General features: G+C 66.6%; 23 protein-coding genes. 16 read left to right on the top strand and 7 right to left on the bottom strand.

The genetic code is table 11. The features are described from left to right. Nucleotides 1-6: 6 nt before the first annotated feature. From VJ673_RS19595 to VJ673_RS19545, 11 genes are all read left to right on the top strand, one after another. Entirely contained in the window at nucleotides 7-735 is a 729-nt protein-coding gene (locus tag VJ673_RS19595; protein ID WP_324127849.1) for an SDR family NAD(P)-dependent oxidoreductase, read from the top strand. A gap of 53 nt (nucleotides 736-788) precedes the next feature. Continuing rightward, nucleotides 789-1,940, top strand: a complete 1,152-nt coding sequence (locus tag VJ673_RS19590) for an ABC transporter substrate-binding protein (protein WP_324127848.1) — start codon at nucleotides 789-791, stop codon at nucleotides 1,938-1,940. A 102-nt stretch (nucleotides 1,941-2,042) separates the two neighbouring features. Next, on the top strand, nucleotides 2,043-2,564 hold the full coding sequence (locus VJ673_RS19585; protein WP_324127847.1) for a MarR family winged helix-turn-helix transcriptional regulator: 522 nt from the start codon (nucleotides 2,043-2,045) through the stop codon (nucleotides 2,562-2,564). A 304-nt stretch (nucleotides 2,565-2,868) separates the two neighbouring features. Continuing rightward, nucleotides 2,869-5,172: a bifunctional salicylyl-CoA 5-hydroxylase/oxidoreductase gene (locus tag VJ673_RS19580; protein WP_324127846.1), complete on the top strand. Its 2,304-nt coding sequence runs from the start codon at nucleotides 2,869-2,871 to the stop codon at nucleotides 5,170-5,172. Nucleotides 5,173-5,188: 16 nt separating this feature from the next. Next, on the top strand, nucleotides 5,189-5,989 hold the full coding sequence (locus tag VJ673_RS19575) for an SDR family NAD(P)-dependent oxidoreductase (protein ID WP_324127845.1): 801 nt from the start codon (nucleotides 5,189-5,191) through the stop codon (nucleotides 5,987-5,989). Between the two features lie 33 nt (nucleotides 5,990-6,022). Beyond that, nucleotides 6,023-6,868: an enoyl-CoA hydratase family protein gene (locus tag VJ673_RS19570; protein ID WP_324127844.1), complete on the top strand. Its 846-nt coding sequence runs from the start codon at nucleotides 6,023-6,025 to the stop codon at nucleotides 6,866-6,868. Nucleotides 6,869-6,878: 10 nt separating this feature from the next. Further along, a complete protein-coding gene (locus tag VJ673_RS19565; protein ID WP_324127843.1) occupies nucleotides 6,879-8,030 on the top strand; it encodes an acyl-CoA dehydrogenase family protein in 1,152 nt (383 codons plus the stop codon). Nucleotides 8,031-8,125: 95 nt separating this feature from the next. Further along, complete coding sequence (locus VJ673_RS19560; protein ID WP_324127842.1) at nucleotides 8,126-8,524, top strand: RidA family protein; 399 nt, start codon at nucleotides 8,126-8,128, stop codon at nucleotides 8,522-8,524. A 26-nt stretch (nucleotides 8,525-8,550) separates the two neighbouring features. After that, complete coding sequence (locus tag VJ673_RS19555) at nucleotides 8,551-9,342, top strand: enoyl-CoA hydratase-related protein (RefSeq protein WP_324127841.1); 792 nt, start codon at nucleotides 8,551-8,553, stop codon at nucleotides 9,340-9,342. A gap of 174 nt (nucleotides 9,343-9,516) precedes the next feature. Then, nucleotides 9,517-11,046: a 3-hydroxyacyl-CoA dehydrogenase gene (locus VJ673_RS19550; RefSeq protein ID WP_324127840.1), complete on the top strand. Its 1,530-nt coding sequence runs from the start codon at nucleotides 9,517-9,519 to the stop codon at nucleotides 11,044-11,046. A gap of 412 nt (nucleotides 11,047-11,458) precedes the next feature. Beyond that, entirely contained in the window at nucleotides 11,459-11,680 is a 222-nt protein-coding gene (locus VJ673_RS19545) for a hypothetical protein (RefSeq protein ID WP_324127839.1), read from the top strand. A gap of 54 nt (nucleotides 11,681-11,734) precedes the next feature. Here the strand turns inward: VJ673_RS19545 and VJ673_RS19540 are convergent, their stop codons facing one another. Further along, entirely contained in the window at nucleotides 11,735-13,303 is a 1,569-nt protein-coding gene (locus VJ673_RS19540) for a winged helix-turn-helix domain-containing tetratricopeptide repeat protein (RefSeq protein ID WP_324127838.1), read from the bottom strand. A gap of 211 nt (nucleotides 13,304-13,514) precedes the next feature. On the opposite strand from VJ673_RS19540, the gene VJ673_RS19535 reads away from it, so the two are divergent. The 3 genes from VJ673_RS19535 to VJ673_RS19525 all read left to right on the top strand — a co-directional run bounded on the left by VJ673_RS19535 (nucleotide 13,515) and on the right by VJ673_RS19525 (nucleotide 16,277). After that, the gene (locus VJ673_RS19535) at nucleotides 13,515-13,994 is read left to right on the top strand and encodes a carboxymuconolactone decarboxylase family protein (RefSeq protein WP_324127837.1); all 480 of its coding nucleotides are present in this window, start codon (nucleotides 13,515-13,517) and stop codon (nucleotides 13,992-13,994) included. 36 nt (nucleotides 13,995-14,030) lie between these two features. Continuing rightward, nucleotides 14,031-14,432, top strand: a complete 402-nt coding sequence (locus VJ673_RS19530) for a cupin domain-containing protein (RefSeq protein WP_324127836.1) — start codon at nucleotides 14,031-14,033, stop codon at nucleotides 14,430-14,432. Nucleotides 14,433-14,669: 237 nt separating this feature from the next. Then, nucleotides 14,670-16,277, top strand: a complete 1,608-nt coding sequence (locus VJ673_RS19525; protein ID WP_324127835.1) for an AMP-binding protein — start codon at nucleotides 14,670-14,672, stop codon at nucleotides 16,275-16,277. A 139-nt stretch (nucleotides 16,278-16,416) separates the two neighbouring features. On the opposite strand, the gene VJ673_RS19520 is transcribed toward VJ673_RS19525, so the two are convergent. From VJ673_RS19520 to VJ673_RS19495, 6 genes are all read right to left on the bottom strand, one after another. After that, a complete protein-coding gene (locus VJ673_RS19520) occupies nucleotides 16,417-19,095 on the bottom strand; it encodes a LuxR C-terminal-related transcriptional regulator (RefSeq protein WP_324127834.1) in 2,679 nt (892 codons plus the stop codon). Between the two features lie 114 nt (nucleotides 19,096-19,209). Further along, entirely contained in the window at nucleotides 19,210-19,431 is a 222-nt protein-coding gene (locus tag VJ673_RS19515; protein ID WP_324127833.1) for a cysteine protease, read from the bottom strand. Then, nucleotides 19,428-19,919, bottom strand: coding sequence for a hypothetical protein (locus VJ673_RS19510; protein WP_324127832.1), 492 nt, complete (start codon nucleotides 19,917-19,919; stop codon nucleotides 19,428-19,430). The genes VJ673_RS19515 and VJ673_RS19510 overlap by 4 nt, the downstream gene beginning before the upstream one ends. Beyond that, nucleotides 19,909-20,472, bottom strand: a complete 564-nt coding sequence (locus VJ673_RS19505; protein ID WP_324127831.1) for an acyl-CoA thioesterase — start codon at nucleotides 20,470-20,472, stop codon at nucleotides 19,909-19,911. The genes VJ673_RS19510 and VJ673_RS19505 overlap by 11 nt, the downstream gene beginning before the upstream one ends. An 87-nt stretch (nucleotides 20,473-20,559) precedes the next feature. Beyond that, nucleotides 20,560-22,575, bottom strand: a complete 2,016-nt coding sequence (locus VJ673_RS19500; protein WP_324127830.1) for a 3-hydroxyacyl-CoA dehydrogenase/enoyl-CoA hydratase family protein — start codon at nucleotides 22,573-22,575, stop codon at nucleotides 20,560-20,562. 232 nt (nucleotides 22,576-22,807) lie between these two features. Then, nucleotides 22,808-23,725 carry a TetR/AcrR family transcriptional regulator gene (locus tag VJ673_RS19495; protein ID WP_324127829.1) on the bottom strand — a complete coding sequence of 306 codons (918 nt, stop codon included), beginning with the start codon at nucleotides 23,723-23,725 and terminating at the stop codon, nucleotides 22,808-22,810. A 225-nt stretch (nucleotides 23,726-23,950) separates the two neighbouring features. Here VJ673_RS19495 and VJ673_RS19490 point away from each other — a divergent pair, with 225 nt between their 5' ends. Together VJ673_RS19490 and VJ673_RS19485 are read left to right on the top strand one after the other, a co-directional pair. Next, on the top strand, nucleotides 23,951-24,634 hold the full coding sequence (locus VJ673_RS19490; protein WP_324127828.1) for a GntR family transcriptional regulator: 684 nt from the start codon (nucleotides 23,951-23,953) through the stop codon (nucleotides 24,632-24,634). Between the two features lie 54 nt (nucleotides 24,635-24,688). Beyond that, entirely contained in the window at nucleotides 24,689-25,897 is a 1,209-nt protein-coding gene (locus tag VJ673_RS19485) for a thiolase family protein (RefSeq protein ID WP_324127827.1), read from the top strand. The last annotated feature ends 143 nt before the right edge of the window (nucleotides 25,898-26,040 follow it).

The raw sequence follows: 26,040 nt of genomic DNA, 5'->3' as shown, positions 1-26,040 counted from the left end.
CCGACCATGAGCGAACGACAGGTCGCAGTGGTCACCGGCGGCTCCGCGGGTATCGGTGCGGACATCTGCAGGCGCATGCTCGACGACGGCTACGACGTGGTGTCGATGGCGCGGCGAGCGCCGGACTGGAGTCACCCCCGCCTCACGACCGTGCAGGTGGATCTGCTCGACGCCGCCGCCACCGAACAGGCGGCGCAAGACATCGCGCGCGATTTCCCGGTGAGCCATTTCATCCACAACGCCGGAGTCATCTGGCCGAAACCCCTCGGCGAGGTCAGCCTGGACGAGCTTCAGGGCCTGACCCAGATCCACCTCGGCGCGGCGATTAGCCTGATGCAGGCGATCCTTCCCGGCATGGTCGAACGCCGCTTCGGCCGCGTCGTGCTGATGTCTTCACGCGGCGCGCTCGGGCTGCAGACCCGCACCGCCTACTCCGCGACCAAGGCCGGCATGATCGGCATGGCGCGCACCTGGGCGTTGGAGCTCGCGCCGAAGGGCATCACCGTGAACGTGGTGGCGCCCGGCCCGATCCAGACCGACATGTACTACGCCGTCATCGAAGCGGGCAGCGAACGCGAAAAGGCGCTCGCCGACTCGATCCCGGTCAGGCGCATCGGCCGCGCCGACGACGTCACCCGCGCGGTGATGTTCTTCGCCGATCCGGCCAACAGTTTCGTCACCGGCCAGACGCTCTATGTCTGCGGCGGTGCGAGCGTCGGCACGATCACGATCTGAATAACAACAATAACGACTCTTTCCGCAGCAAGACTACCCCAACGGAGCCCACCATGATGCTGAAGAAAATCCCGGCCGTGATCGCCCTCGCCGCTGTCGCCTCCTTCACCGGCAGCGCACTGGCGCAGGTCAAGATCGGCGTAGTTGCGTCCTCCACCGGCCCGACCGCGCTGGTCGGCATTCCGCAGAAGAACACCGTGCCGCTGCTGCCGACCAAAATCGGCGACCTCAACGTCGAGTACATCCCGCTCGACGACGCATCCGACTCCACGGCTTCCGTTACCGCGGTGAAGAAGCTGATCAGCGAAAACAACGTGGATGCCATCATCGGACCATCGGGCTCGCCCAATGCGATGGGCGCCATCCAGTTCGTCGCCGAAGCCGGCGTGCCGATGCTGGCTCCCGTCGGCACCGCCGCCGTCGTGCTACCGATGACGGACCAGAAGAAGTGGGTGTTCAAGACCACCCAGAACGACGACATCATCGCTAAAGCCTTGGTCGAGCACATGGCGAGCCACGGCGTGAAGACGCTCGGCCTGATCGGCACCGCCGACCCTTACGGCGAAAACTGGGCCAAGGTGATGGGCGCCCTGACCGAAAAGGCGGGCATCAGGATCGTCGCCAACGAGAAGTTCCAGCGGACCGACAGCTCAGTCACCGGTCAGGCGCTCAAGGTCTTCGGCGCCAAGCCTGATGCGGTGCTGGTGACCGCTCCCGGCGGACCCTCGGTCCTGCCGCAGATCACGCTGTACGACATGGGCTACAAGGGCCAGATGTACCAGACGCACGGCGCGGCGCTGCCCGACTTCCTGAAGCTCGGCGGCAAGAAGGTCGAAGGCACCGTCCTCGCCGCGAGCCTGATGCTGGTGCTGCCCGAAATGCCCGATAGCAACCCATCCAAGAAGGTCGCCGCGGACTACATCGCCGCCTACGAGAAGCTGAACGGTTCCAAGCCCGCCACCTTCGGCGCGAACGTGTATGACGCTGGCCTGTTGCTGCAGCAGGCGATTCCAAGCGCGGCGAAGAAGGCGAAGCCGGGAACCAAGGAATTCCGCGCCGCGCTCCGCGACGCGCTCGAGCAGACGAGGGATCTGGTCGCCACCCAGGGCGTCTACACCATGACCCGCGAAGATCACAGCGGCTTCGACGAGCGCGGCCGGGAGATGATCACCGTCAGGAACGGCAACTGGGCGCTCCTGAAATAGACAGGAAAATATTAGATGTCAATTATTCACCCGGGCGCTACAATCCGGACTGAATGGGGCGGCCCAGCCGCCTCTTCATCCCCTTCCAATCGACATAGCGCCATGTCCAAGAAAGCCCTGCAAGTCGCCCAGGTTTCCGAAACCGAGTCCTCCGAGTCGATCGAGGCGCTCCCCACCGGGGACCACCTGGCATTGCGCCTCTGGCTGCGGCTGCTTGCGTGCCACAACCTGATGGAAGGGGAATTGCGGACGCGGCTGCGTGACGATTTCGAAACGACGCTGCCGCGCTTCGACCTCATGTCGCAGCTCTATCGCTACCCCGAAGGCCTGCGGATGCGCGCCGTGTCGCAGCTTCTGATGGTCACGGGCGGCAACGTCACCGGGCTCACCGACAACTTGGTGAAGGAAGGCCTGGTCGAGCGCCGCGAGGACCCAACCGACCGGCGCGCCTACTTCATCGCGCTGACGCCGGCCGGCAGAGCACAGTTCGCCAAGATGGCCGTGGCGCACGAGCAATGGGTGATGTCGCTCTTCTCGGCGATGGACGAAACCGACCAGCAACAGCTCTGCAAGCTGCTCGGCAAGCTCAAGAGCAGGCTCGTGGAAGCGCGCGCTGCGGCCTGATTTCAGCCGCTGCGCCCAGCCAGGGCGTCAGATTCTGTAAGGCGGAAAAGCGCAGCGCCTTCCGCCGGACGTCGCATCCGGGAGGCGCGGCGCGCATTCGCGCATGATGCCTGCGGCTCATTCCGCCCCACGCAAGCTGCACCACCCATTCCACGATAAGTCCGGATCGAACCCCGTCAATTCTTGTTGACTTGATTGTTTAGATCTGAAATATTCTCATCTAAACGTTGCAGCAAAATCGGACGTCTTGAACCTCGGTTACGAGGGATCGAGCACCCGTCACCACACGAGACAGGAGATAAGCATGCGCATCGTATGTTTGGGCGGAGGCCCGGCCGGACTGTACTTCTCGATCCTGATGAAGAAGGCGAACCCGGAGCACGACATCACCGTGATCGACCGCAACGCCGCCGACAACACCTTCGGCTGGGGCGTCGTCTTCTCCGACCAGACCATGGACGGCTTCCGCGACGCGGACGCGAAGGTCGTCGAGGAGATCGAGGCCAACTTCCACCACTGGGACGACATCGACGTCTTCTTCAAGGACCGCAAGATCACCTCGGGCGGCCACGGCTTCTGCGGCATCGCCCGCCTCAAGCTGCTCGAGATCTTCCAGCGCCGCGCGGCGGAACTTGGCGTCAACATGATCTGGGAACAGGAGATCAAGGACCCGGACGAATACGCCCGCGATTACGACCTCGTGATCGGCTCCGACGGCGTCTTCTCGGCAACCCGCCGCAAGCACGAAGAGCACTTCAATCCGCGCATCGACCAGCGCAAGTGCCGCTTCATCTGGCTCGGCACCAAGAAGAAGCTCGACGCCTTCACCTTCGCGTTCAAAGAGACCGAATGGGGCTGGTTCAACCTGCACGCCTACCGTTTCAACGAAGAGTGGTCCACCTTCATCGTCGAGACGCCGGAAGAAACCTGGCTCAAGGCCGGCATGGACAAGTTCGAGCAGGACGAGTCCATCGCCTTCTGCGAGAAGCTTTTCGCCGACCTGCTCGACGGCCACAAGCTGATCTCAAACGCCCGCCATCTGCGCGGCTCGGCGATGTGGCAGAAGTTCAATCGCGTACTGTGCGAGCGCTGGTACAAGGACAACATCGTGCTGCTGGGGGACGCTGCGCATACGGCGCATTTCTCGATCGGCTCGGGCACCAAACTCGCGATGGAAGACGCGATCTCGCTCGTCAAGGTGCTCAACAGCAGCGACGGCACGGTGCCCGAGCGCCTCGCCCGCTACCAGGCCGAGCGCGAGATCGAGGCGCTCAAGCTGCAGAGCGCGGCGCGCAACCGCATGACCTGGTTCGAGAACATCGAAAGCTACGTGCACATGGCGCCCGAGCAGTTCGCCTTCTCGCTCCTCACCGGCAGCCAGCGCGTCGGACACGCCAACCAGAAGCTGCGCGATGCCGCCTATGTCGAAGGAGTGGATCGCTGGGTCGCGCAGCAGGCCGGCGTCCCGCAGGACCCGAGCCGGCCGCCCGTACCGCCGATGTTCACGCCCTTCAAGCTGCGCGGCATGACGCTCTCCAACCGCGTCGTCGTCTCCCCGATGTGCACCTACTCGGCCACCGACGGCATGCCCAACGACTTCCACTTCCAGCACTACACGACCCGCGGCCTGGGCGGCGCAGCGCTGGTGATGACGGAGATGACCTGCATCTCCCCCGAAGCCCGCATCACCCCGGGATGCGCGGGCATCTGGAACGACGTGCAGGTCTCGGCTTGGAAGCGGATCGTCGATTTCGTCCATGCCAACAGCAACGCCAAGATGGGCTTGCAGATCGGCCACGCCGGCCGCAAGGGCTCGACCAAGCTGTCGTGGGAAGGTATCGACCAGCCGCTCGAATCCGGCAACTGGCCGCTCATCGCGCCCTCGCCGCTGCCGCTGATCGCCGGCGTATCCCAAGTGCCGCGCGAGATGACCCGCGTCGACATGGATCAGGTGAAGGCCGATTTCGTCGCCGCCACGCTGCGTGCCCAGGCCGCGGGCTTCGACCTCGTCGAGTTCCACGCCGCTCACGGCTACCTGATGTCGTCCTTCATCTCGCCGCTGACCAACCAGCGCCAGGATGAATACGGCGGCAGCCTGGAGAACCGTTGCCGCTATCCGCTGGAAGTCTTCCAGGCGATGCGCGCCGTGTGGCCCGCCGACAAGCCGATGTCGGTCCGCATCTCGGCCCACGACTGGGTGCCCGGCGGCACGACGCCCGAGGATGCGGTCGAGATTGCGCGCCTCTTCAAGGACGCCGGCGCCGACATCGTGCATGTGTCGTCGGGCCAGGTCAGCAAGAACGAGCAGCCGGTCTATGGCCGCATGTTCCAGGTGCCGTTCTCCGACAAGATCCGCAACGAAGTCCATGTGCCGACGATCACCGTGGGCAACATCTTCGAAGCCGATCACGTCAATACGATCATCGCCGCCGGCCGTGCGGATCTCTGCGCGCTCGCCCGTCCGCATCTTTCCGATCCGGCTTGGACGCTGCATGCGGCGGCCGAGCAAGGTTACTTCGACGTCACCTGGCCCAAGCAATACGTCGGCGGCAAGGTCCAGCTCGAACGCAACCTCGGCCGTGCCGCGCAAATCGCGCTGAACGCCTGACCGATCCGAGGACACGATGATGCCCCCCTCCCCCAACGACAACACGGTCCTGCCGCTCGCCGGCCGCCACGCGGTCGTGACCGGTGCCAACGGCGGCATCGGCGAAGCGATCTGCCACGAGCTCGCCCGACACGGCGCCACCGTCACCCTGCTGGCCCGGGATCGCACAAGCCTCGAAGCCGCCCGCGACCGGCTGCCCGGCAGCGGCCACGGCATTGCCGTCGCCGACATCACCGACCACGTCGCCGTCAACGCCGCCATCGCGGACGCTGTGGCGGCGCGCGGCCCGGTCATGCTGCTGGTCAACAACGCCGGCGCTGCCAAGAGTGCGCCATTCACCAAGACCGATCCGGCGCAGTGGAAGCAGATGCTCGACGTCAACCTGACCGGCACCTACAACTGCATCCACGCCGTGCTGCCGGGCATGATCGAAGCCCGTTGGGGGCGTATCGTCAATATCGCCAGCACGGCGGGCCTGCACGGCTACGCCTACGTCGCGTCCTACTGCGCCGCCAAGCACGGCGTCATCGGCCTGACGCGCGCGCTGGCGCTGGAAGTCGCCAAGCGCGGCGTCACCGTCAATGCCGTCTGCCCCGGCTACACGGACACGCCGCTGCTCGCCGGCGCCGTCGACAACATCGTCGCCAAGACCGGCCGCAGCGTCGACGAGGCCAAGTTCGAGCTCGCCGCAACCAATCCCCAGGGCCGCCTCGTCCAGCCGACCGAAGTCGCCAATGCCGTCGCGTGGCTGTGCCTGCCCGGCGCGGAAGCGATCCACGGCCAGTCCATCGCCGTCGCCGGCGGCGAAGTGATGTAAGCACCCCCACCCCAACAGGATAAGGAAAACATCATGGCCGAACTTTCGATGCGTGATCACAAGCGCCCCTTCAAGGACTACCGCGCGACCCACTTCAAGTGGACGTGCAGCGACGACGGGCGCGTCGGCACCATCACGCTGAACCGCCCGGACAAGAAGAATCCGCTGACCTTCGATTCCTACGCCGAACTGCGCGACCTCTTCCGCGACCTGACTTACGCCACGGACGTGCGCAGCGTGGTCGTCACCGGCGAGGGCGGCAACTTCTGCTCCGGCGGCGACGTGTTCGAGATCATCGAGCCGCTGACGCGGATGTCGATGCCCGAACTGCTCGAATTCACCCGCATGACCGGCGACCTCGTCAAGGCGATCCGCCGTGCTCCGCAGCCCGTGATTTCGGCGATCGAAGGCATCTGCGCCGGCGCCGGTGCGATGGTGGCGCTGGCGTCCGACTTCCGCCTCGGCACGCCCGGCACGAAGACCGCCTTCCTCTTCACGCGCGTCGGCCTCGCCGGTGCGGACATGGGCGCTTGCGGCCTGCTGCCGCGCATGATCGGCCAGGGACGCGCCAACGAGCTGCTGATGACCGGCCGCAGCATGAGCGCCGACGAGGGCGCCGCCTGGGGCTTCTTCAACAGCCTGCATTCCGCGCAGGAGCTGCTCGGCAAGGCCCACGAACTTGCCCACAGCCTCGCCGACGGCCCATGGTTCGCCCACACCGTGACCAAGACGATGATCAATCAGGAATGGGCGATGGGCATCGACGAAATGATCGAGTCCGAAGCGCAAGCCCAGGCCATCTGCATGATGACCGGCGACTTCCGCCGCGCCTTCGACGCCTTCGCGGCCAAGCGCAAGCCGGCCTTCGAAGGGAACTGAGAGGCCCGACATGGACCGCTCCCTCCTCGACCTTCCCTTCTTCGGACCCGAGCACCGGCAGCTCTCCGATGCCCTCCTCGACTGGGCATCGGCGCTGCCGGCGATCGACCACCACGATACCGACAACGCCTGCCGGCAGCTCGTGCGCCAGCTCGGCCGCGCCGGCTTCCTGCGCTACTGCGTGCCGGCCGAGTTCGGCGGCGCCCTGCCCGAGCTCGATTCCCGCTCGCTGTGCATCGCCCGCGAGACCCTCGCCTACCACGATGGCCTCGCCGATTTCGCGTTCGCGATGCAGGGCCTCGGCACGGGCGCGATCACGCTCGCGGGCACGCCGGAGATGAAACGCCGCGTGCTGCCGAAGGTCGCGGCCGGGGAATGGATCGCCGCCTTCGCGCTGACCGAACCGCTCGCCGGGTCGGACGTCGGCGCGATGAGCTGCGGGGCGCGCCTCGACGGCGATCACTACGTCATCAATGGCGAGAAGACCTGGATCTCCAACGGCGGCATCGCCGACGTCTACTGCCTCTTCGCCCGTACCGGTGAGGCGCCGGGAACACGCGGGATCTCGGCCTTCGTGATCACCCCCGACATGCCCGGCTTCGAAGTCGCGGAGCGCCTCGAAGTCATCGCACCCCATCCCCTCGCCCGCCTGCGCTTCACCGACATGCGGGTGCCGGTCGCCAATCGCCTCGGCGCACCTGGCGAAGGCTTCAAGGTCGCGATGCGCACGCTCGACATCTTCCGCGCGTCGGTCGGCGCGGCGGCTCAAGGCTTCGCCCGCCGGGCCCTCGACGAGGCGCTTGCCTACGTCCGCAACCGCCCGATGTTCGGCCAGACGCTTGCGGACTTTCAGATCACGCAAGCGAAACTCGGCGAGATGGCGACCGACATCGACGCGGCGGCACTCCTCACCGCCCGCGCCGCCTGGCGCCGCGACGTGCAGAAGCTGCCGACGACCCGCGAGGCCGCGATGGCGAAGATGACCGCCACCGAAAACGCCCAGCGCGTCATCGACGCCGCCGTCCAGATGCATGGAGGCCAGGGCGTGCGCATCGGCGTCGTCGTCGAATCGCTGTACCGCGAGATCCGCGCGCTGCGCATCTACGAGGGCGCGACCGAAGTGCAGAAGCTCATCGTCGCGCGCGAGCTCCTCAAGGGCTGACATCAGTGCCTCGTCGCGACGTCCCTGGAGACGCATCGCTCCATTCCGTGGCCGGAGGACATCCGCCAGGCCATCACCCGCTTCAAGGAGACATCATGAGCAACAAAGTCATTCAACCGGAAGGCTGGATCGCCCCCAAGGGCTACGCCAACGGCATCGAGGCACGGGGGCGCCAGGTTTTCGTCGGGGGCCAGATCGGCTGGAACGCCGAGTGCAAGTTCGAATCCGACGACCTCGTCGACCAGATCCGCCAGACCCTGCAGAACTGCGTCGACGTCGTCCGCGCGGCCGGCGGGGGCCCGGAGCACATCGTGCGCATGACTTGGTACCTCAAGGACAAGAAGGAATACGTCGCCCGGCTCAAGGACATCGGCGTCGTCTATCGCGACGTCGTCGGCCGCAACTACCCGGCGATGAGCGCGATCCAGATCGCCGACCTGGTCGAGGACCAGGCCAAGGTCGAGATCGAAGTCACGGCCGTCATCCCGGACTGAGCCAACCGAACCGACCGAGCGAAGCCATGACGCATTACCTCGCCGACGAATCGCTGCTGTTGGTCGCCGGGCCGGCGGAAGGCGTGCTCGAAATCACGCTCAACCGCCCGCAGGCCCGCAACGCGCTCTCCACGCCGCTGCTCCGCGCGCTGGTCGCCCTGCTCGACACCGCCGAGGCGGACGAGGCCGTGCGCTGCGTCGTCCTCACCGGCGGCCCGCGCATCTTTGCGGCCGGCGCCGACCTCGCGGAAATGGCCGCGAAGGACATGCAGGCCGTGCTGCTCGAAGAGCGTCCCCGCCTCTTCGCCGCGGTCGCCCGCTTCCCCAAGCCCGTCGTCGCGGCCATCTGCGGCTACGCGCTGGGCGGCGGCTGCGAGCTCGCGATGCACGCCGACATCCTCATCGCGGGCGAATCCGCCCAGTTCGGCCAGCCCGAGATCAACCTCGGCATCATTCCCGGCGCCGGCGGCACGCAGCGGCTGACCCGCGCGGTCGGCAAGTCAGTCGCGATGAAGCTCGTGCTCGCCGGCGAATTCCTCGGCACCCGCGAAGCGCTGGCCGCCGGACTGGTCGCCGAAGTCACGGCGGACGACGCCTGCCTGCCGCGCGCCCGCGAACTCGCGCACAAGATCGCGAGCAAGGCTCCGCTTGCGGTGCGTCTCGCAAAGGAATCGGTGCTTCAGGCCTTCGAAACCCCGCTCACCACCGGCCTCATGACGGAGCGGCGGAATTTCGTCCTCCTCGCCGGCACCGAAGACCGCCGGGAAGGCATCGACGCCTTCCTCGAAAAACGCACGCCCCACTGGAAAGGCCGCTAGCCCCGATATTCACCGGACCAGCCCGCGATCCAGAGACGAGTCACGTCTTCATACGATCTGCAAGCCACGGCGGTCAGATCCCTCTTGGACCGCTGGCCTTCGCGGGTGCTGACGAGTCGATGGAATATCCGGACTTGAGCCACTGCTAAGCCACCGCCCCCCAACGGAGATCCCATGACTAACCCTTTGCCCCCTTCCTGCCCGGTTTCCGTCATCGGCAGCGGCGCGATGGGCAGCGGCATCGCTCAGGTCGCCGCCCGCGCAGGCCATCCGGTCCGGCTGTTCGACGCCCGTCCCGGCGCCGCTGCCTCGGCCGTCGATGCCGTCTGCCAGCGGTTGTCGACGCTCGCCGCCAAGGGCAAGCTGTCCACGGACGAGGCTAGAGCAGCAGCTTCGCGACTGTCCGCCGCCGCGAGTCTCGCCGACCTCGCCGACAGCGGACTCGTCATCGAGGCCATCGTCGAAGACCTCGAAGCGAAGCGCGGCCTCTTCCGCGAACTCGAAGCGCTGGTCGGCGCGGACTGCCTGTTCGCGACCAACACCTCGTCGATCTCGGTCACCGCAATCGCCGCTGGGCTGCACAACCCGCGCCGCCTTGCCGGCATGCACTTCTTCAATCCCGCGCCAGTAATGGCGCTGGTGGAGATCGTGTCCGGCCTCGCGACCGACCGCGCTACTGCGGACACGCTCTTCGCGACCGCCACCGCCTGGGGCAAGACGCCAGTGCACGCGAAGTCGACACCCGGCTTCATCGTCAATCGCGTCGCCCGCCCCTACTACTCTGAAGCCCTGCGCCTGCTGCACGAGTGCGTCACCGACATCGTGACCCTCGACGCGCTGATGCGCGACGCCGCCGGCTTCCGGATGGGCCCCTTCGAGCTGATGGACCTCATCGGGCTCGACGTCAATTTCGCGGTCACGAATTCCATCTGGCAGGCCTTCTTCAACGATCCACGCTACACGCCTTCGCAGATCCAACAGGAGTATGTCGCCGCCGGCTGGCTGGGGCGCAAGACCGGGCGGGGCTTCCACGACTACGAAGACGGCGTCGTCAAGCCGGATCCCGAGACTGCCGCGGCCCTGCCGCCGCCAGCGGGCATCGTGCTGCATGGCACCTCGCCCCTCGCCGAAGCGCTCGCCCAACGCCTGACGGCCCGGGACGTCCCCTTCACCCGCGAAGCACAAGCGAACGACGGACGGGTTGCGACCGCCGGGAAGGCGCGCCTGTATGTCACCGACGGTCGCTCGGCCACCCGCCGGGCCGCTGAGACCGGCACTGCCGATACCGTCGTCGTGGACCTCGCATCGAATTACGCAACGACATCGCGCCTCGCAGTCGCCATGGCCGAGACATGCGACAACGAGGCCGCCGATGCTTCCGTCGCCTTGTTGCAAGCCGCCGGGATCGCCGTCTCGCACCTGCGCGACGCCCCCGGGCTGCCCGTCATGCGTACCGTCGCGATGCTCGCCAACGAAGCGAGCGACGCCGTCAACCAGGGCGTCGCCAACGCTGCAGCCATCGACACCGCAATGCGCCTCGGCGTCGGCTACCCGCGCGGCCCACTGGAATGGGCCGACGCGATCGGGCTGCCGACGATCCGCACCGTGCTCGCGAACCTCGCTGACGCCTACGGCGAAGACCGGTACCGCATCTCCCCCCTCATCGAACAGCGCTATTACGCTGCAGGAACCGGACAGCCCTGACCGAAGCCTATATCTGCAACGCCGTCCGCCCCTGGCGCTTCATCAACCCGGAGATGAAAAAGCGGTTCGGCACCCATTCGATGCTCGAGACGGCCGACAAGGTCGCCGCACGCAGCCGTGCGACCTCTTCCCGCGTCCCGGCGATTGCCGACGGTTCGCTTCTCTCAACCCATCGGTGATTCGACAGACCCAACACCGGCCCACGACCTGTTGGACACGACCCACCGTTTGGCCTCCGCGAGCGCGCCTTCAGCCGGATCGGAGCGGTTGAACATTTTTATGTTATTTCAACCTCTTACACGTTCTCTCGGTGCTCATGACGACGCCTGGCCCGCTTTCTGCAACGGCAGTGGCGAGCGCAGCATCCCGCTCGCACCCACTGAGACATGACTCATACTTCGGGAGAACCGCCATGGCCCACCTCATCATCCACGACTTGCCCGCCACCGAAAACCTCGACGCCAAGGCGATGAGCGCCGTGCGCGGCGGCATATGGGACTATTCCAACCGGCTCGGCATGCTCGGCCAGATGCTGGAGGACCGGCAGGATCGCAATTACGGCGATCCTTTCCATCCGAAGACCCTCGACGCGGCGGCCCATCAGGCGCTTGAGGGCTGGGTCTCGGTTCCTTGAAATGAGGGGCAGATGGCCGGTCGCCGGCGGCGGCCCTGCGGCAACCGCCTCCTGCTATTCCGGCAGCCCTGCCCTTCGCAGACCGTCCGTCAGGATGGCAAGATTCTCCGGGCGGTGGATCGGCAGCCAATCAGTGAGACTGGACAGGCGCAGCCCGGGATCAAGCTCACGCAGCTGCTCCATCGCGCGCCGCGCTTCGGCGCGCCGCCCCGCCAGCGCGTGACTTGCGGCGAGGATCGCAGCCACCAGCAACAGACTGGGCAATTCCCGCAAGGCCTTCTCCGCCCAAGAGGAAGCGGCGTCGAAGCGCCCCATGAAGAGATGCGCGGCCGCCATGCCGGCCTGCATCTTATACAGCTCGGGGTCGAGCGGGCTCAGACGCATCGCGTGTGTCAGATGCTCGATGGCTTCTTCCGTTTCGCCGTGCCAGAGTCTGAGGAATGCGCCGAGGAACCACGCGGCCGCCAGGTTGGGATTGAGCACCAGTGCCTTGTCCAGCAAGGCGATACCTCCGGGGAGGTCGCCCGCAAGATGCCCGAGCGCATGCCCGCAGCGGGTAAGCGCGACCGCGTCGTCCTTGCCCAGCTCGACGGCGCGGCGGGTGAGCCGCACCCCCTCGGCTGTCTCCCGCGGGTGGTCGCTCATCCAGCCGTTGATCTTACGCCAGCAATGACACCATCCCGCCATCGCGTAAGCCGACGCGAAATCGGGATCGAATTCGATGGCCTTGTGGAAGAGCGGCAGCGCCAGGTCGATGGCCTCCCGGCTTCCGTGATGCAGCCAGGCCATTCCGCGCAGATAGTAGTCGTAGGCGTCGAGGCTTTCGGTCGGCTTGTGGCGCGCACGCTCGATCTCCGCACGTTCGAGCTGGGGCGCGATCGCGCCGACCACGGTCTCGGTGATCTGGTCCTGCAGCGCGAAGATGTCTCCGAGCACCCCTTCGAAGCGGCCGGCCCAATGGTGCGCGCCGGTCGTCGCATCGATCAGCTGTCCGGTGATGCGCACACGATTGTCAGCCTTGCGCCAGCTGCCTTCGAGCACGTAGCGAACGCCCAACTCGCGGCCGACCTGCTTCACATCGACCGCACGCCCCTTGTAAGTAAAGCTCGAGTTGCGGGCGACGACGAAGAGCCAGCGATACTGGGACAAGGCGCCGATGATGTCCTCGACGACGCCGTCGGCGAGATAGTCCTGCTCCGCGTCCCCACTCAGATTCACGAACGGCAGGACGGCAATGGACGGCTTGGCCGGCAGGGCGGGCGCGGCCGTCGGAAGTTCGACGGATTGGGCGAACTCTCCGCCTTCGGACGCCCCGGCTTCTCTCAACTCGGCGACGAAGCGGAATCCCTTGCGCGCAACGGTTCGAATCACACGCTGCTGCTGGCCGTCGTCGCCGACGGCCTTGCGCACGGCGTTGATGTGACTCGCCAGGGTCGATTCCGAAACGATGCGGCCACCCCATACAGCATCGATCAGGTCGTCTCTGGTGACGACGCGCTCACGATGCTCAACCAGATACGCCAGCAGGTCGAAGACTTTGGGTGCAGTCGCAACGATCCCGGACGCCCGCGAGAGTTCCCGCCGGTCCAGGTCGAGCACGCAGTCGTTAAACACGCGAAGCATTCAGGGCAACAAGCATCCAAGCGAAATTCAAGGAAAACCCAAGGCGTCGACAAAGCCTTCCCGACCGCCACCGAGCACACTGCATCCATCGATTCGGCGCCGGCGGCCTTACCGGCCCGAACATTGTAAGCGGGCCCCGTCGCACCGGCCCGAGATGTTTCCACAACCGGCTCAGCCGCTCGTCGGCCCAAGCATAAAAGGAGCACCCATCATGACCCAACGCATCGACTACCAGAAGCAATCCCCCGAGCTCTTCAAAAAGCTGCTCGCATTCAGCATGGCCCTCAACGAGTCCGCGATCGAGCAGCCGATCCGTCATCTCGTGGATATCAGGGCATCGCAGATCAACGGCTGCGCGTTCTGCGTCGATATGCACGTCAAGGAAGCGACGATGCACGGCGAGCGCCCGCTCAGGCTGCATCACGTCGCCATCTGGCGCGAGTCGACACTGTTCAGCGCCCGCGAACGGGCGGCCCTGGAATGGACCGAAGCCCTGACCCGGATTTCTGCCGACGGCGTGCCCGACGAAGTCTATGAGCGTGTCCGCACGCAGCTATCCGAGAAGGAGTTGTCCGATCTGACCTTCATCGTGATGTCGATCAATGCCTGGAACCGGGTCAGTGTCGGCTTCCGGGTCGTGCCAGGTTCATACGACAAGGCCTTCGGCCTGGACAAGTCCGGCCTGTCCTGATCAGGCATCCGCCCCGCCCCCTACCCAGGAGTACACATGCTGAAACTCAGAGCCCTCGCCGTCGCGCTACTGTGGGCAGCCGGCGCCGCCCACGCACAACAGCCACCGCCCGAGGCACACGTGACGCCGCTGATGACCAAGGCACTCGCCGACTATCCGGGCAAGGAAGCGACGGTCATCACGGTCGACTATCCCCCCGGCGGAGAGAGCGCTGTGCATCGTCACAACGCCCACGCCTTCGTCTATGTGCTCGAGGGTTCGATCGTGATGGGAGTGCGCGGCGGCAAGACCGTCACGCTGACTCCGGGCCAGACCTTCTACGAAGGCCCGGACGATATCCACACGGTATCGCGCAACGCCAGCCGTACCGAACCCGCCAAGTTCCTCGTCGTTCTGATGAAGAAGAGTGGCGAACCGATCGTGACGCCGGTGCATTGACGCTGGAGGACTCGACAGCGCGAGTCGCGAGCGCACGAGGTTGTCGCCCGATTCGACGTCTCGGGTTCTGCAGTCCAAACTAGCATCTTTTCGTTTATATCTAAACTTTTTCTATCTATATCTTTCATGTCTTGACTTTATCTCTGCGCTGGCCAACACTGCCATCAAAACAACGCGATGCGGCGCCCCGACCGGAAGGCCAGGCGCACGCGGATGCGCATCCCCCAAGGAGAGACCATGGCCCGCAGTGCCCACACCGACCGCTTCGTCATCGACAACCTGCCGCCGCCCGAACAGTGGCCGGATCTCGTCTTCGAACGGCCGGAGCTACAGTTTCCCGAGCAGCTCAATGCCACGACGCAATTGCTCGACCGGGCCGTCGCCGAAGGCCATGGCGAGCGCCCGGCGGTGCTGGGCAAGGGCATCCGATGGACCTACCGCGAGCTCCAGGAGCAGGTGAACCGCCTCGCCCACGTGCTCGTCGAAGACATGGAACTGGAACCGGGCAACCGGGTGCTGCTGCGCGGCGCGAACACACCCTGGCTTGCCGCAGCCTGGCTCGCCGTCTGGAAGGCGGGCGGCGTCGCCGTCGGCACGATGCCTTTGCTGCGCGCGAAGGAACTCAAGGACATCGTGACGCTCGGGCGCGTGAGCCACGCGCTGTGCGATGCGAACCTCGCCGAGGAGCTCGAGATCACCCGCGCGGACTGCCCGATGCTGCGCGAGGTGCTGTACTACGGCGAAGGCTCGGATCTCCCGACGCGGCTTGCCGGCAAATCCGCGCATTTCGACGCTGTCGACACCGCCGCAACCGATCCGGCGCTGATCGGCTTCACGTCCGGCACGACGGGCGTCCCCAAGGGCACGATCCACTTTCACCGCGACGTGATGGCGATGTGCGAGGTCTTCCCCCGCCACTGCCTCAAGCCTGGGCAGGACGACGTCTTCATCGGCACGCCGCCGCTCGCCTTCACCTTCGGCCTCGGCTGCCTGCTGTGCTTTCCGCTGTGGGCCCGGGGGAGCACGGTGCTAATGGAGAAGCTCGCCCCCGAAGCGCTGATCGGCGCCACCAGGGAATATGGCGCCACGATCTGCGTGACTTCGCCGACCGGCTATCGCCAGATGGCAGCGCTCGTCGGACAGCACGCCGTTCCGAGCCTGAAGAAATGCGTCTCCGCGGGCGAAGCGCTGCCGACCGACACCCGGGAGCGCTGGCGCGAAGCGACCGGCATCCAGATCCACGACGGCATCGGCGGCACCGAGATGATCCACATCTACATCGCCTCCGGTCCCGAGGACTATCGCCCCGGCGCGGTCGGCAAGCTGCTGCCGGGTTACCGCGGCATGATCGTCGACGACGACATGAATCCCCTGCCCCCGGGTGAAGTCGGCAAGCTCGCGATCAAGGGGCCGACCGGCTGCCGCTACCTCGCCGATCCGCGCCAGAAGAACTACGTGCGCGATGGCTGGAACCTGCCCGGCGACGCCTTCCACATGGACGAGGACGGCTACTTCTACTACCACGCGCGCATCGACGACATCATCGTGACCTCGGGCTACAACGTCTCCAGCCCCGAGGTCGAGTGGGCCCTGCTCGCCCACCCGGCGGTCGCCGAATGCGGCGTGATCGGTGCGCCCGATCCGGACCGCGGCCAGATCATCAAGGCCTTCGTCGTGCTGAAACCGGGCCATTTCGGCACCGACGCGATGACGAAAACCCTGCAGGACTTCGTCAAGCAGACCGTCGCGCCCTACAAGTACCCGCGCGCGATCCGTTACGTCGAGACGCTGCCGCGAACGGAGACCGGCAAGCTCCAGCGCTTCCGGCTGAAGGATCTCGGCTGAACGATCCGGCCAACGGCCAGCGACGAGTATCCGGTTGCCCGGGAAAGACGGTAATCGCACCAGCCCCGGAGCAATCCGGGGCGGGTTTGATGAGCCGGGTGCTCCATCGGCTCGACGCGAGGCCCGCCCGCGACCCGGCTCAGTCCAAGATCCCCAGCAGCCGCGCGCGATCCACGGCATGCCGGCGGTTCGCGGCGTTGAGCTTGGCCAGCAGGTTCCGCATATGCCACTTGATCGTCTCGGGACCGACGTCGAGGATGTGGGCGATTTCCTTGTTCGTGCGCCCATGCGCCAATGCGGAGAGGATTTCCATTTCCCGTGCCGACAGTTGCGCGGGACGCTGGTTCGTCGCGGGCGTTTTCGGCGCCGCGGCCCTGGGCACCCATCCGACGCGGCAACGCTCCGTGACGCGTTCGACGAACCGCGGCGACACGCCGGCGGCGGCGCCGCAGCCCGAGCGGTCGAGTTCCGGCAACACATCCAGCGCCGCTGGCCAGTCGTCCGCCAGCACGCGCACGAGGCCGAAGGATTCGGCGAGACTGAGCGCCTCTGCGAGCAGGCGCGGGGCCTCGTCGTCGTCGCGAAGGCTGCTTGCGCGCACGATGCGCACCGCGATCTGGTCGCGCCCGCGCCTCAGCCGGGCCGCGATCTCGGCCGCGTGATCAAGCGCGGCAAACGCGACGGTATCGTCGTGCTCGAGCAGGGCGACACGCGCCGCCGCAATCTCGCGGATCATCCGCAGCTCCGCCTCGAGCCCTTGGTCGGCGCGGCCCGGGTCGGTCACGATCGCGTCGAGGCCGTTCATCAGCATCCGGCACGACATGAGCCGGTTGCGGATCGCGTGCTGTCGGATCTGTTCGCCGAGGCTCGCGGCAACGAGGCGAGGCTGGCCACGCACCTCGCCGATCGCGGCGAGGCTGTTGAGTGCGTCGAAGGCCTTGCCTTCGCTGCCCTTCTGGCTCTCGTAGCGCGCGAGCGTCAGGTAGGCGAGGATCACCGCGTCCGGCAGCGCCGCCTGCTCGATCAGGTCGAGGCGATTTGCGAGCAGCGCGCGCGCCTCGTCCTCGGCGCCGAGCTCCCAGTTCGCCGCAGCGAGCCCCGCGGCGTGGATCGCGGCCGGCATCGAACGCCATCCCGTCACGCTTTCCGCGCGTTCGAGCGCCGCGCCGAAGACGCCTGCGGCTTCCTTCGCCTGACCTTCGATCAGGTAGCTGAGCCCGACCGCGAACGCACCGTAGATCGAATCGTAGAAACTGCGCGCCACCCGGCCGTGGCCATCGGAGATCTGCTGGTAGTAGCGCGCGCGCTCCGGGAACCCGCTGTGGATCGCGATAAAGGACAGCGTGTTGCAGTAGAGCGGACCGAGTGCGGGGTCGTAGGTGTCGATGCAGCCGCGCGCGCGCTGGTAGTCGTCACAATGGATCGCCGCGGCGGAACGCACGATGTTCGCCTGCAGCACGACCTCGGGCGTCACACCCGGTCGCGCCAGGATCACGTCGGTGAGGCGCTCAGCGTCCTGCGGCCGGTAGCACAGCGCGCACGCCCAGGCGGCGGTGAGCTGGATGCCTTCGCGCCGCGCGATCTCCTCCGCGGGCAGGCGGTCGAGCCACGCAAGCACCTCGACGATGCGCCCCTGCACGCCGAGGTAGCGCACGCGCTTCTCGATCCAGTCCATCGCCTCGGCGCGCAGGCCGCCGAGAAAGGCGTGCTCGGCGGCGTGCTCGAGCATGTCGTGCGCTGCAAACCACTCGGCGGCCTTCGCATGCAGCGCGCTGCGTTCGCGCGGCGACAGCTCCGCGGCGAGGCTCGCGAGGTACTCACGGAACAGCGGATGCATGCGGTAGACGTCGCCGCCATCGACGGAGGTCACCAGCCCGGTCTGCTGTTCGAGCCGGACGAGGATTTCGGCCGCGTCCACGCCGCCCCCGAGCGCCGCGCACAGCCCCGGGTGCAGGGTTTCGAGCAGGGACGCGCGCACCAGCATCGCGACCGCCCGTTCGTCGAGAGTTTCGAGCACGAATTGCGAGAAATAGCGCGCCACGTCGCCGGTCGCGCCGGACAGACTCGCCACCGTACCGGCGATGTCGCTGCGCCGGGCCATCGCCGAGGTCACGATCTGCAGCGCCATCGGCCAGCCTTCGGTGCGCTCGTGCAGGCGTGCGCAGGTCTCGATGTCGACCTCGTCGCCAAGGCGCCGGCGCAGGAAGCCGACCGTGTCCTCGAGCCGCAGACGCAGGTCCTCGGTGACGAACTGGGTGTAGAGCCCATGCGCGCGCAGCTCCTCGACCGGGAACGGAGGGTCGGTCCGCGAGCTGACCACGACGTGGAAGTTGGGCGGCGCGTTCGTCACGAGGTAGTAGATGAAGTCGATCGCATCGCGGTCTGCGAGCTGGTGCAGGTCGTCGATCAGGAGCCAGGTCGGGCGGTAGAGGTCGTGCATCTGCACGAGCAGTTCGCTCGCGGCCCACAGATCCGCACCCGCCTGTCCTACCTGGTCGAAGGCGCGCGCGGGCATTTCGAGCCCAAGGGCAGTACTCACCGACGCGATGATCGCGGGTGCGACACTCGCCCGGTCGTCGCTGGCCTCGATCGTGAGCCACGCGACGGCGGCACCGGGCGCGAGGAGTTCGCGCCGCAGCTGCACGAGCAGCGAAGTCTTGCCGAACCCGGCGAGCGAAGTCACCGCGACCAGCGGCTGCTCGACCGCTTCGCGCAGCCGCGCGAGCAGCCGCGGCGGGGCGACCGCCTGTCGCGCCGAATGGGGCGGCATCGTCTTCAGCGCGAGACGATAGGGGACCGCGGTGGCGATCTTCTTCATCGGCGTTCGGTGGGTCTGCCGTGACGGCGCCTATTCACCCCGAAACCAAATACTGTTCGGGCTAAGCTCGTCGAAGGGCTCAACGCTAGCGTTGGCGCAGGCCTCATCGCGGAGTCAATAGAAGCCGGCACGATCGCCGACCGCATCGGGCGCGGCACCGCCGCAGGCCGCCTCGCCCGCGCGAAAGCGCTCCACCGCCTGGTTGAATTCGGCGATCGATTCGGCGCTCACCTTCGTGCCGCACTCGTAGCAAGTGTCGTTGATGCGGTCGAACCAGCGGCAGCCGCACTGCTCGCACGCGAGTTCGGGCGCGCCGGCGGGATTGTGGAAGATCATCGGCATGCTCCGAGGAAGGCGAGGCCGAGCGTGTCGAGGAATTCCTCGTAGCCCGCGTCCTGCAATTCGAATTTCGTGCGTAGCACGAAGAACATGATATGCCCCTGCCGGATCAGTCGTTTGATCAGCGACAAGGTGTCACCGCCGAGGCTCGCGCGCATCGCTTCGAGCGCCGCGTCGTCCGCGACGAAGAGCAGATCCACGCGCGCTTCCTGGAACCCCGAATAGCGCATGACGCCGGCCGACATGCCGTTGCCATCGTTGATCCATTTCATCATCGGCACCTCGCCCGCGGCCTCGACCAGCCCGGCAACATGCTTGCCGGGCTGGATGCCCGAGCCGCTCCGCGGCACGAAGCCGACCGACGAGCCTTCGACCATGTCGGTGAAGAGCACGCTGTACCGATCCAGCATGCCCTGCCAGGGCGCCAGATCGCCGAAGCAATCCTCGGTGGTGACGAGTTCGTCTGCTTCCAGTTCAACCTGCATGCTTGCCTCCGTCAGTTTCCCGCCGATTGCTCTCGGCAGGGATGGAAAGACACTCTGCGCCCATCGCCGGTGCCGGCTGGCAAAAGCGCCCGAGACGGTCACGGATGTCCGCAGGGATAGCCACCGACTTCATTGCCTCCAGGTCCATCGTGACGAGCGTTTGCCGGGCCCTCAGGCGCAGCTCCTCGCCGACCCGTCCCTGCACGTCGAGACCGATGGAGCGCTCGCCGATGCGCGTGACGGTCAGTCCGAGCACCAGCGTGTCGCCGAGCGTACTCGGCCGTGTGAAGGTGCAGTCCATGCGCACCGTCGGAATTCCGAGCCGGCGGGTCATGATCATGTCCGCGAACGAGGTGCCGAGACCGTCTGTGAGCCAGTCCTCGACGAGCCCGTTGAGGAGGACGAAGTACTGCGGATAGAACACGATGCCTGCCGGGTCGCAATGCGCGAAGCGCACCAGCACCTCGCGCTCGAACATCGCCGGGCGCGCTGGAGCGGACGTCCTCGCTCCGGCGTCGCCGACGAATGCAATCGCGTTGCTGAGGTCTGTCATCGTCATGTCTCCTGTGCGCGTGGTCATGGGCTCAATGTATCCACGCGCCGCTGCAGCCGCCCCCCCCACCCGGTATTGCTCCGCCCCTCACGGTGTCTTCGTGAAATCCGGCTTGCGCTTCTCCTGGAAGGCCGTGATGCCCTCGCGGGCAGCGGCGGTGCAGGCGCTGTCGCCCCAGGCCAGGTAGCCGATCTCCAGCGCCTCCTCGAAGGTCGGCGCGGCCGCCGCGGCCTCGACGGCCCGCTCGAGGATGCGGATGACCTCCGCACTGAGCGGCTGGCCACTGGCGGCGACCGGAGCAATGGGGTCGAGCCGCGCGATCTGCACTTCCCCGTCGGGGATGCCCCCCACCTTGCCGTCGAGCGCCTTGACCCGCGCGACGGCTGCCTCGATGAGCTCCGGATAGTCGCGCGCGAGGCCGTCGACGACGCCCAGCTCGAACGCCTTCGTCGCTTTCAGTCGCTCGGCGCGGCGCAGCATGCCGTGGAATTCGGCGGACGCCTGCGGCCAGCGGCGATACGGCACGACCATCGCGCCGATGCCGTGGACGATGCCGAGCGTGATCTCGGGCATCTGCATCCACGCGCTCGCCAGCGCGACGATGCCATGGCAGCGCATCGCCAGCTCGAAGCCGCCTCCGAGCGCCATGCCGTTGATCGCCGCGACGACCGGCTTCTTCATGCGGTCGAGGTGCACGAGCAGGCGCGAACAGTCGCGGGCGTACTGCGCGGACGCTGGGGCATCGCCGAGCATGTTCACGAAGCGCCCGATGTCGCCGCCGGCGCAGAACGCGCGGTTGCCATATCCCGCGAGGACGAAGCCCGCCACGGCGGGATCGTGTTCGAAGCGCCGGATGACGGAGAGGATCTCGTCGGTCAATTCGTCGTGCAGCGCGTTCAAAGCTTCGGGACGGCGCAGCGTAATCACCTTGACATCGCCGATGTCGTCGACGAGCACATGGCGCAGGAAATCCTGGTAGTCCGCGAGCGGCTTCTGCGCGCCGGGCATGCCGCGGCGCTCGTCGCAGAAGCGCGCGAGCACGCGGCTGGCCTCGGCCTCGCCGAGATCGCGCATCAACTCCAGCGGCCCCTTCTTGAACCCGAGAGCCTGACGGCAGCCGAAATCGAGATCGGCCGGCTCGCCGATGTTGCGGTCGAGGATGTCCACGGTCTGCGAGAACAGCACGCCTAGCAAACGTTCACGCACGATCGCCGCCGTACTGTCCGCGACGCTGACGGGCCTTCCGGGGGGCACCGTCAGCCAGCGGTCGACCGAGCGGAACACCGGTGCCGGCCGGTAATGCTCGCCTTCGAGTTCGGCCTGCAGCGTGTTCGTCTCGGTGATGATGGGATTGCCGTTGGCGAGGTTCAGCACGAAGAACGGCCCCGCATGGACGAACTCGCCGGCCACGCTGTCGATCTCGGCGGCAGTGGCGCGGTCGAGCAGCAGTCCTGCCTCGTTGCACCAGTTGTCGAAGATGCGGTCGAGCATGAAGCACGCGACGTCGTCGGTGACGAGCGGGACCTTTCCGGTCGTGCAGAAGACCCAGCGCAGGTATTCGACGACAGCAGGATCGGTGCGCGCCCAGCGGACGACTTCGACGACCGGATTGCGCCAGGCCGGCGCGAAGAAGTGCGTGACGGTGGCGCGCTCGGGATGCTTCAGCGCGGAGAAGATCTGCGCGGCCGGCAGCGAGCTCGTGTTCGACGTGATCAGCGCGTCCGGAGCGACGACCGCCTCGACGTCGGCGAAGATGCGGCGTTTCAATGCCAGGTTCTCGGTCGCCGCCTCCAGTACCCAGTCCGCTTCGGCGAGGTCCTTGTAGTCGAGCGTGCCGACGACACCGGCCGTGACCGCGGCCGCTTCGGCCTCGCTCATCTTGCCTTTCGCGACCGCCTTCGCCGCGTAGTCGGCGAAGCGCTGCAGCGCACGGTCGAGAGCCGCCTGGGCGACGTCGACGAGGATCAGCTTCAAACCCGGCAATGCGCTCTTGAGGTAATAGCCGATGTCGGGGCCTATCGTGCCCGCGCCGATTATCGCGACGGTGCGAGGCAGTGGGCGTTGCGGCGTGACGAGCAGCGGATTGGCGAAACGGGTGACCATCAGGGAACCTCCTTCGGTAGTCTCAAGCGGCGCACCGTCTTTGCGGCGCGCATCCTTATCGGTCGGCAACATAGCGCCGGCCGGCGAACTCCTCTGGGGCACCCGTCAGGGTGGTCGGCGCTGTCCTGCCGCCGTTTGTCTTTTAATGTATACAGTATTCAGTACATTCAGGAAAAAAAGCAACTGCTTCGGCGCCGCATGGCACGGGCCGTGACACGATCAACGGCTACTTTCAGGAAGACGGCGGAGATTTCGTCCCGACGCCGGGGGATTCCACACCGCGCCGCAGCATATCCACCGCGGCCGCGGCGATCTCGTCGGTCGAGCGCCGGCCTTCGCGATACCAGACGTGAACCCAGTTGAGGAAACTGAGGAGCATCAGCCGTAGCAGGCTGCGGTCGGCACCGAGTGCGAGCGGCAAGTCCTCGATGAGCCCACGGTAGACGTTCTCATAAGCTTCGCGCAGCGGCCGGATTTTGGCGAAGAGTTCAGGATTGCCCGTCATCGCAAGGCTGTGGCCGGTGACGCGGTCGATGTAGGTGCCGCTGGTGATGGCCCCGGTGTGCACCTGGCAAACGCGGGTAAGTCGCTCCCACGGGTCGCTCGCACTGGCCAGAGCCTGGGCGACGGCGGCCATCAGGCGTCGGAAGCCTTCCCCGTGCACGGCGAGATACAGCTCATCCTTCGAAGCGAAATAGTGGTAGATCGACCCGGGCAGAAGACCGACACGGCTGGCGATGTCACGGATGGAAGTGCTGTCGTAGCCCTGCTCCGCAAAGAGCGCCGCAGCCGCGTCGAGGATCACCTGACGACGGTCGAGCGGCTCGACCGTGTCGGCATCACCGGCAACGAGCTGCGCGGCGAGCGCTCCCCGCTTCAGCAATCCCCGCTGCGTATCGGTAAGCGCCCCGACGCCCTCACGGGAGGACTGCGCGATCGCCCGCAATCGCTTCACGGTAGTCTCGAGATCGTGCTTCTGCCATATGTAACGCACCCCCGACGGGGAAATGGCAAACCCCTCGCGCCGCAGGCGCGCGGAGACCGCGGCCTGGCCCAGCCCGGGCTCCTCGCGCGCGAGGCGGAGGATCGCGGCTTCGACGTCCGGGCCGCGGCGCGCTTCTTCATGGCAGGCATCCAGGCTCATGCGCATCACCCAATTGATTGGATATCCATCATAGCCAAGCCGTCCGCGCGGCTGCAAACTGCAGCGTCCTGCGCGGCGGACAGTCCGACCGCGGGATCGGAGAATTCCCGGCGGAAGCTCGTTCCCCTCCGACGATGCAAAGAACAACTTTACACCCTTAAAAATACTGTATACAGTACACATCAACTCGAAGGCCGCCACAGACAACGCACCATCAAAGGCTCCAGGAAAATGGTCTCAACACTTCAGCCGGTCGAACGCCCCCTCGCCCTCGGTGAACGGGTCTATCACACCTTGCGCGAGCACCTGCGCAGCGGCCAGATCGTCGCCGGCCAGCCACTGCAGGAAGTCCAGCTCGCCGAAAAGCTCGGCGTCTCGCGTACCCCCGTGCGCGAAGCACTGCGGCGCCTCGCGACCGAAGGACTGCTCGTGTCGGACAACCGCAGCTTCGTCGTGCCGGCGCTGACGCTGCAGGACGTCAACGACATCTACGAGATCCGCTTCCTCATCGAACCGGCCGCGATTCGCAGCATCGCCCCATTTACGCGCTCGTCCGCGCACCGCCGCGGCATCGAGGACGCGCTGACTGCGATCGTCCGTGCGCACAAGGCGGGCGACGCCGCAGCGTTCCGCGAGGCAACGATCTGCTTTCGCGCGGCGTGGCTCGCGCTGGTGCCGAATCCGCGGCTCGTGCGAATCGTCGAACAGTACGCGGACCACATGCAGCGCATTCGCACCCTGACGCTGGATGATCCGCAAATCCGCACGATCGTGCTGCGTGGCCTGAACCGCATCTCGTCCGCGCTCGCCGCGGGTGACGGCGACACCGCGGCGAGCGCGATGCTCGAACACCTCGTCGAGGCGAAGCGCGCGTTCATCACCGCCGTCGGCCTCAACGATGACGGCCCGCCGTGACCGGCGCATTCGCTGACCGCAGGCCAAAAGAATAAATACCGGAGACCGCAGACGATGACCCGCTACACGGCCGAAATTCCATACGGCGCCTACTGGAGCACGCCCTTCGCGCGCTGGCAGGGCAGCTTCGCGTCGCTGCACAGCGTGCGCTTCGCCGCGCACGTCGCGAAGAGCGAGCTCGCGAAGCGGGACATCGATCCGCAGGTGATCGATTACGGCGTGCTCGGGTTCTCGGTGCCGCAGCCGCATGCGTTCTACGGCCTGCCGTGGCTCACGGGCCTCATCGGCGCGACGCGCGCGGGCGGCCCGACGATGATGCAGGCCTGCGCGACGGGCGTCCGCACCCTGCTCGCCGCGGCGCAGGAGATCGAGGCCGGCATGGCCGAGGTCGCGCTTGCGGTCAACTGCGACCGCACCTCGAACGGCCCCCACCTCTATTACCCGAATCCGCGCGGGCCTGGCGGTACGGGCGCATCCGAGAACTGGGTGCTCGACAATTTCGGCTGCGACCCGCTCGGCGGACACTCGATGCTGCAGACCGCGGAGAACGTCGCCGCGAAGCATCGCGTCACGACCTCGCAGCAACACGAACTCGTGCTGCGGCGCGAGGATCAGTACGGCGAGGCACTGAAGGATGATTCCGCCTTCCTGCGCCGCTTCATGACGCTACCCTTCGACGTGCCGAGCGCCGATTTCCGCAAGACCGCTGGCACGCTCGACGGCGACGAGGGTGTGTCGCGCTCCACCGCCGAGGGCCTCGCGAAACTGAAGCCGGCCGCCGAGGGCGGGACGGTCACGTTCGGCGCCCAGACGCATCCGGCAGACGGAAACGCAGGGATCCTCGTCACGACGCCCGAGCGGGCGAAAGCGCTGTCGAAGAATCCGGCGATCGCCGTGCGGCTTCACGGCTTCGGACTCGCTCGCACTGAGCTCGCGCACATGCCCGAGGCGATGATTCCCGCTGCGCGGCGCGCGCTCGACCAGGCCGGCCGCGGCATCACCGACATGACGGCGATCAAGACCCACAACCCGTTCGCGGTGAACGACATCGTCTTCGCCCGCGAGACCGGCGCAAACCTGGAGACGATGAACAACTACGGCTGCTCGCTGGTCTGGGGACATCCTCAGGCGCCAATGGGTACCCGCGCGGTCATCGAGCTCATCGAGGAGCTGGCGCTGCGCGGTGGAGGTTACGGCCTCTTCACCGGCTGCGCCGCGGGCGACACGGCGATGGCGGTGGTCATCGAGGTCGGCGACCGATAGACCTTGCAAGCGCGCAGCCCCGTCGAAGGGAGACGCCGCGCAAGGCAGTAAAGGACGACGCACACCTCTCCCCACGGGGAGAGACGAGAGGCGCAAAAGCGCCCGGACGCAGCATCCCCAACCGGATTCGAACGAGTCAGAAG

This window comes from Aromatoleum sp., from assembly GCF_035254505.1.
GTDB lineage: Bacteria > Pseudomonadota > Gammaproteobacteria > Burkholderiales > Rhodocyclaceae > Aromatoleum.
This window is presented reverse-complemented; position numbering and strand designations above follow the sequence as displayed.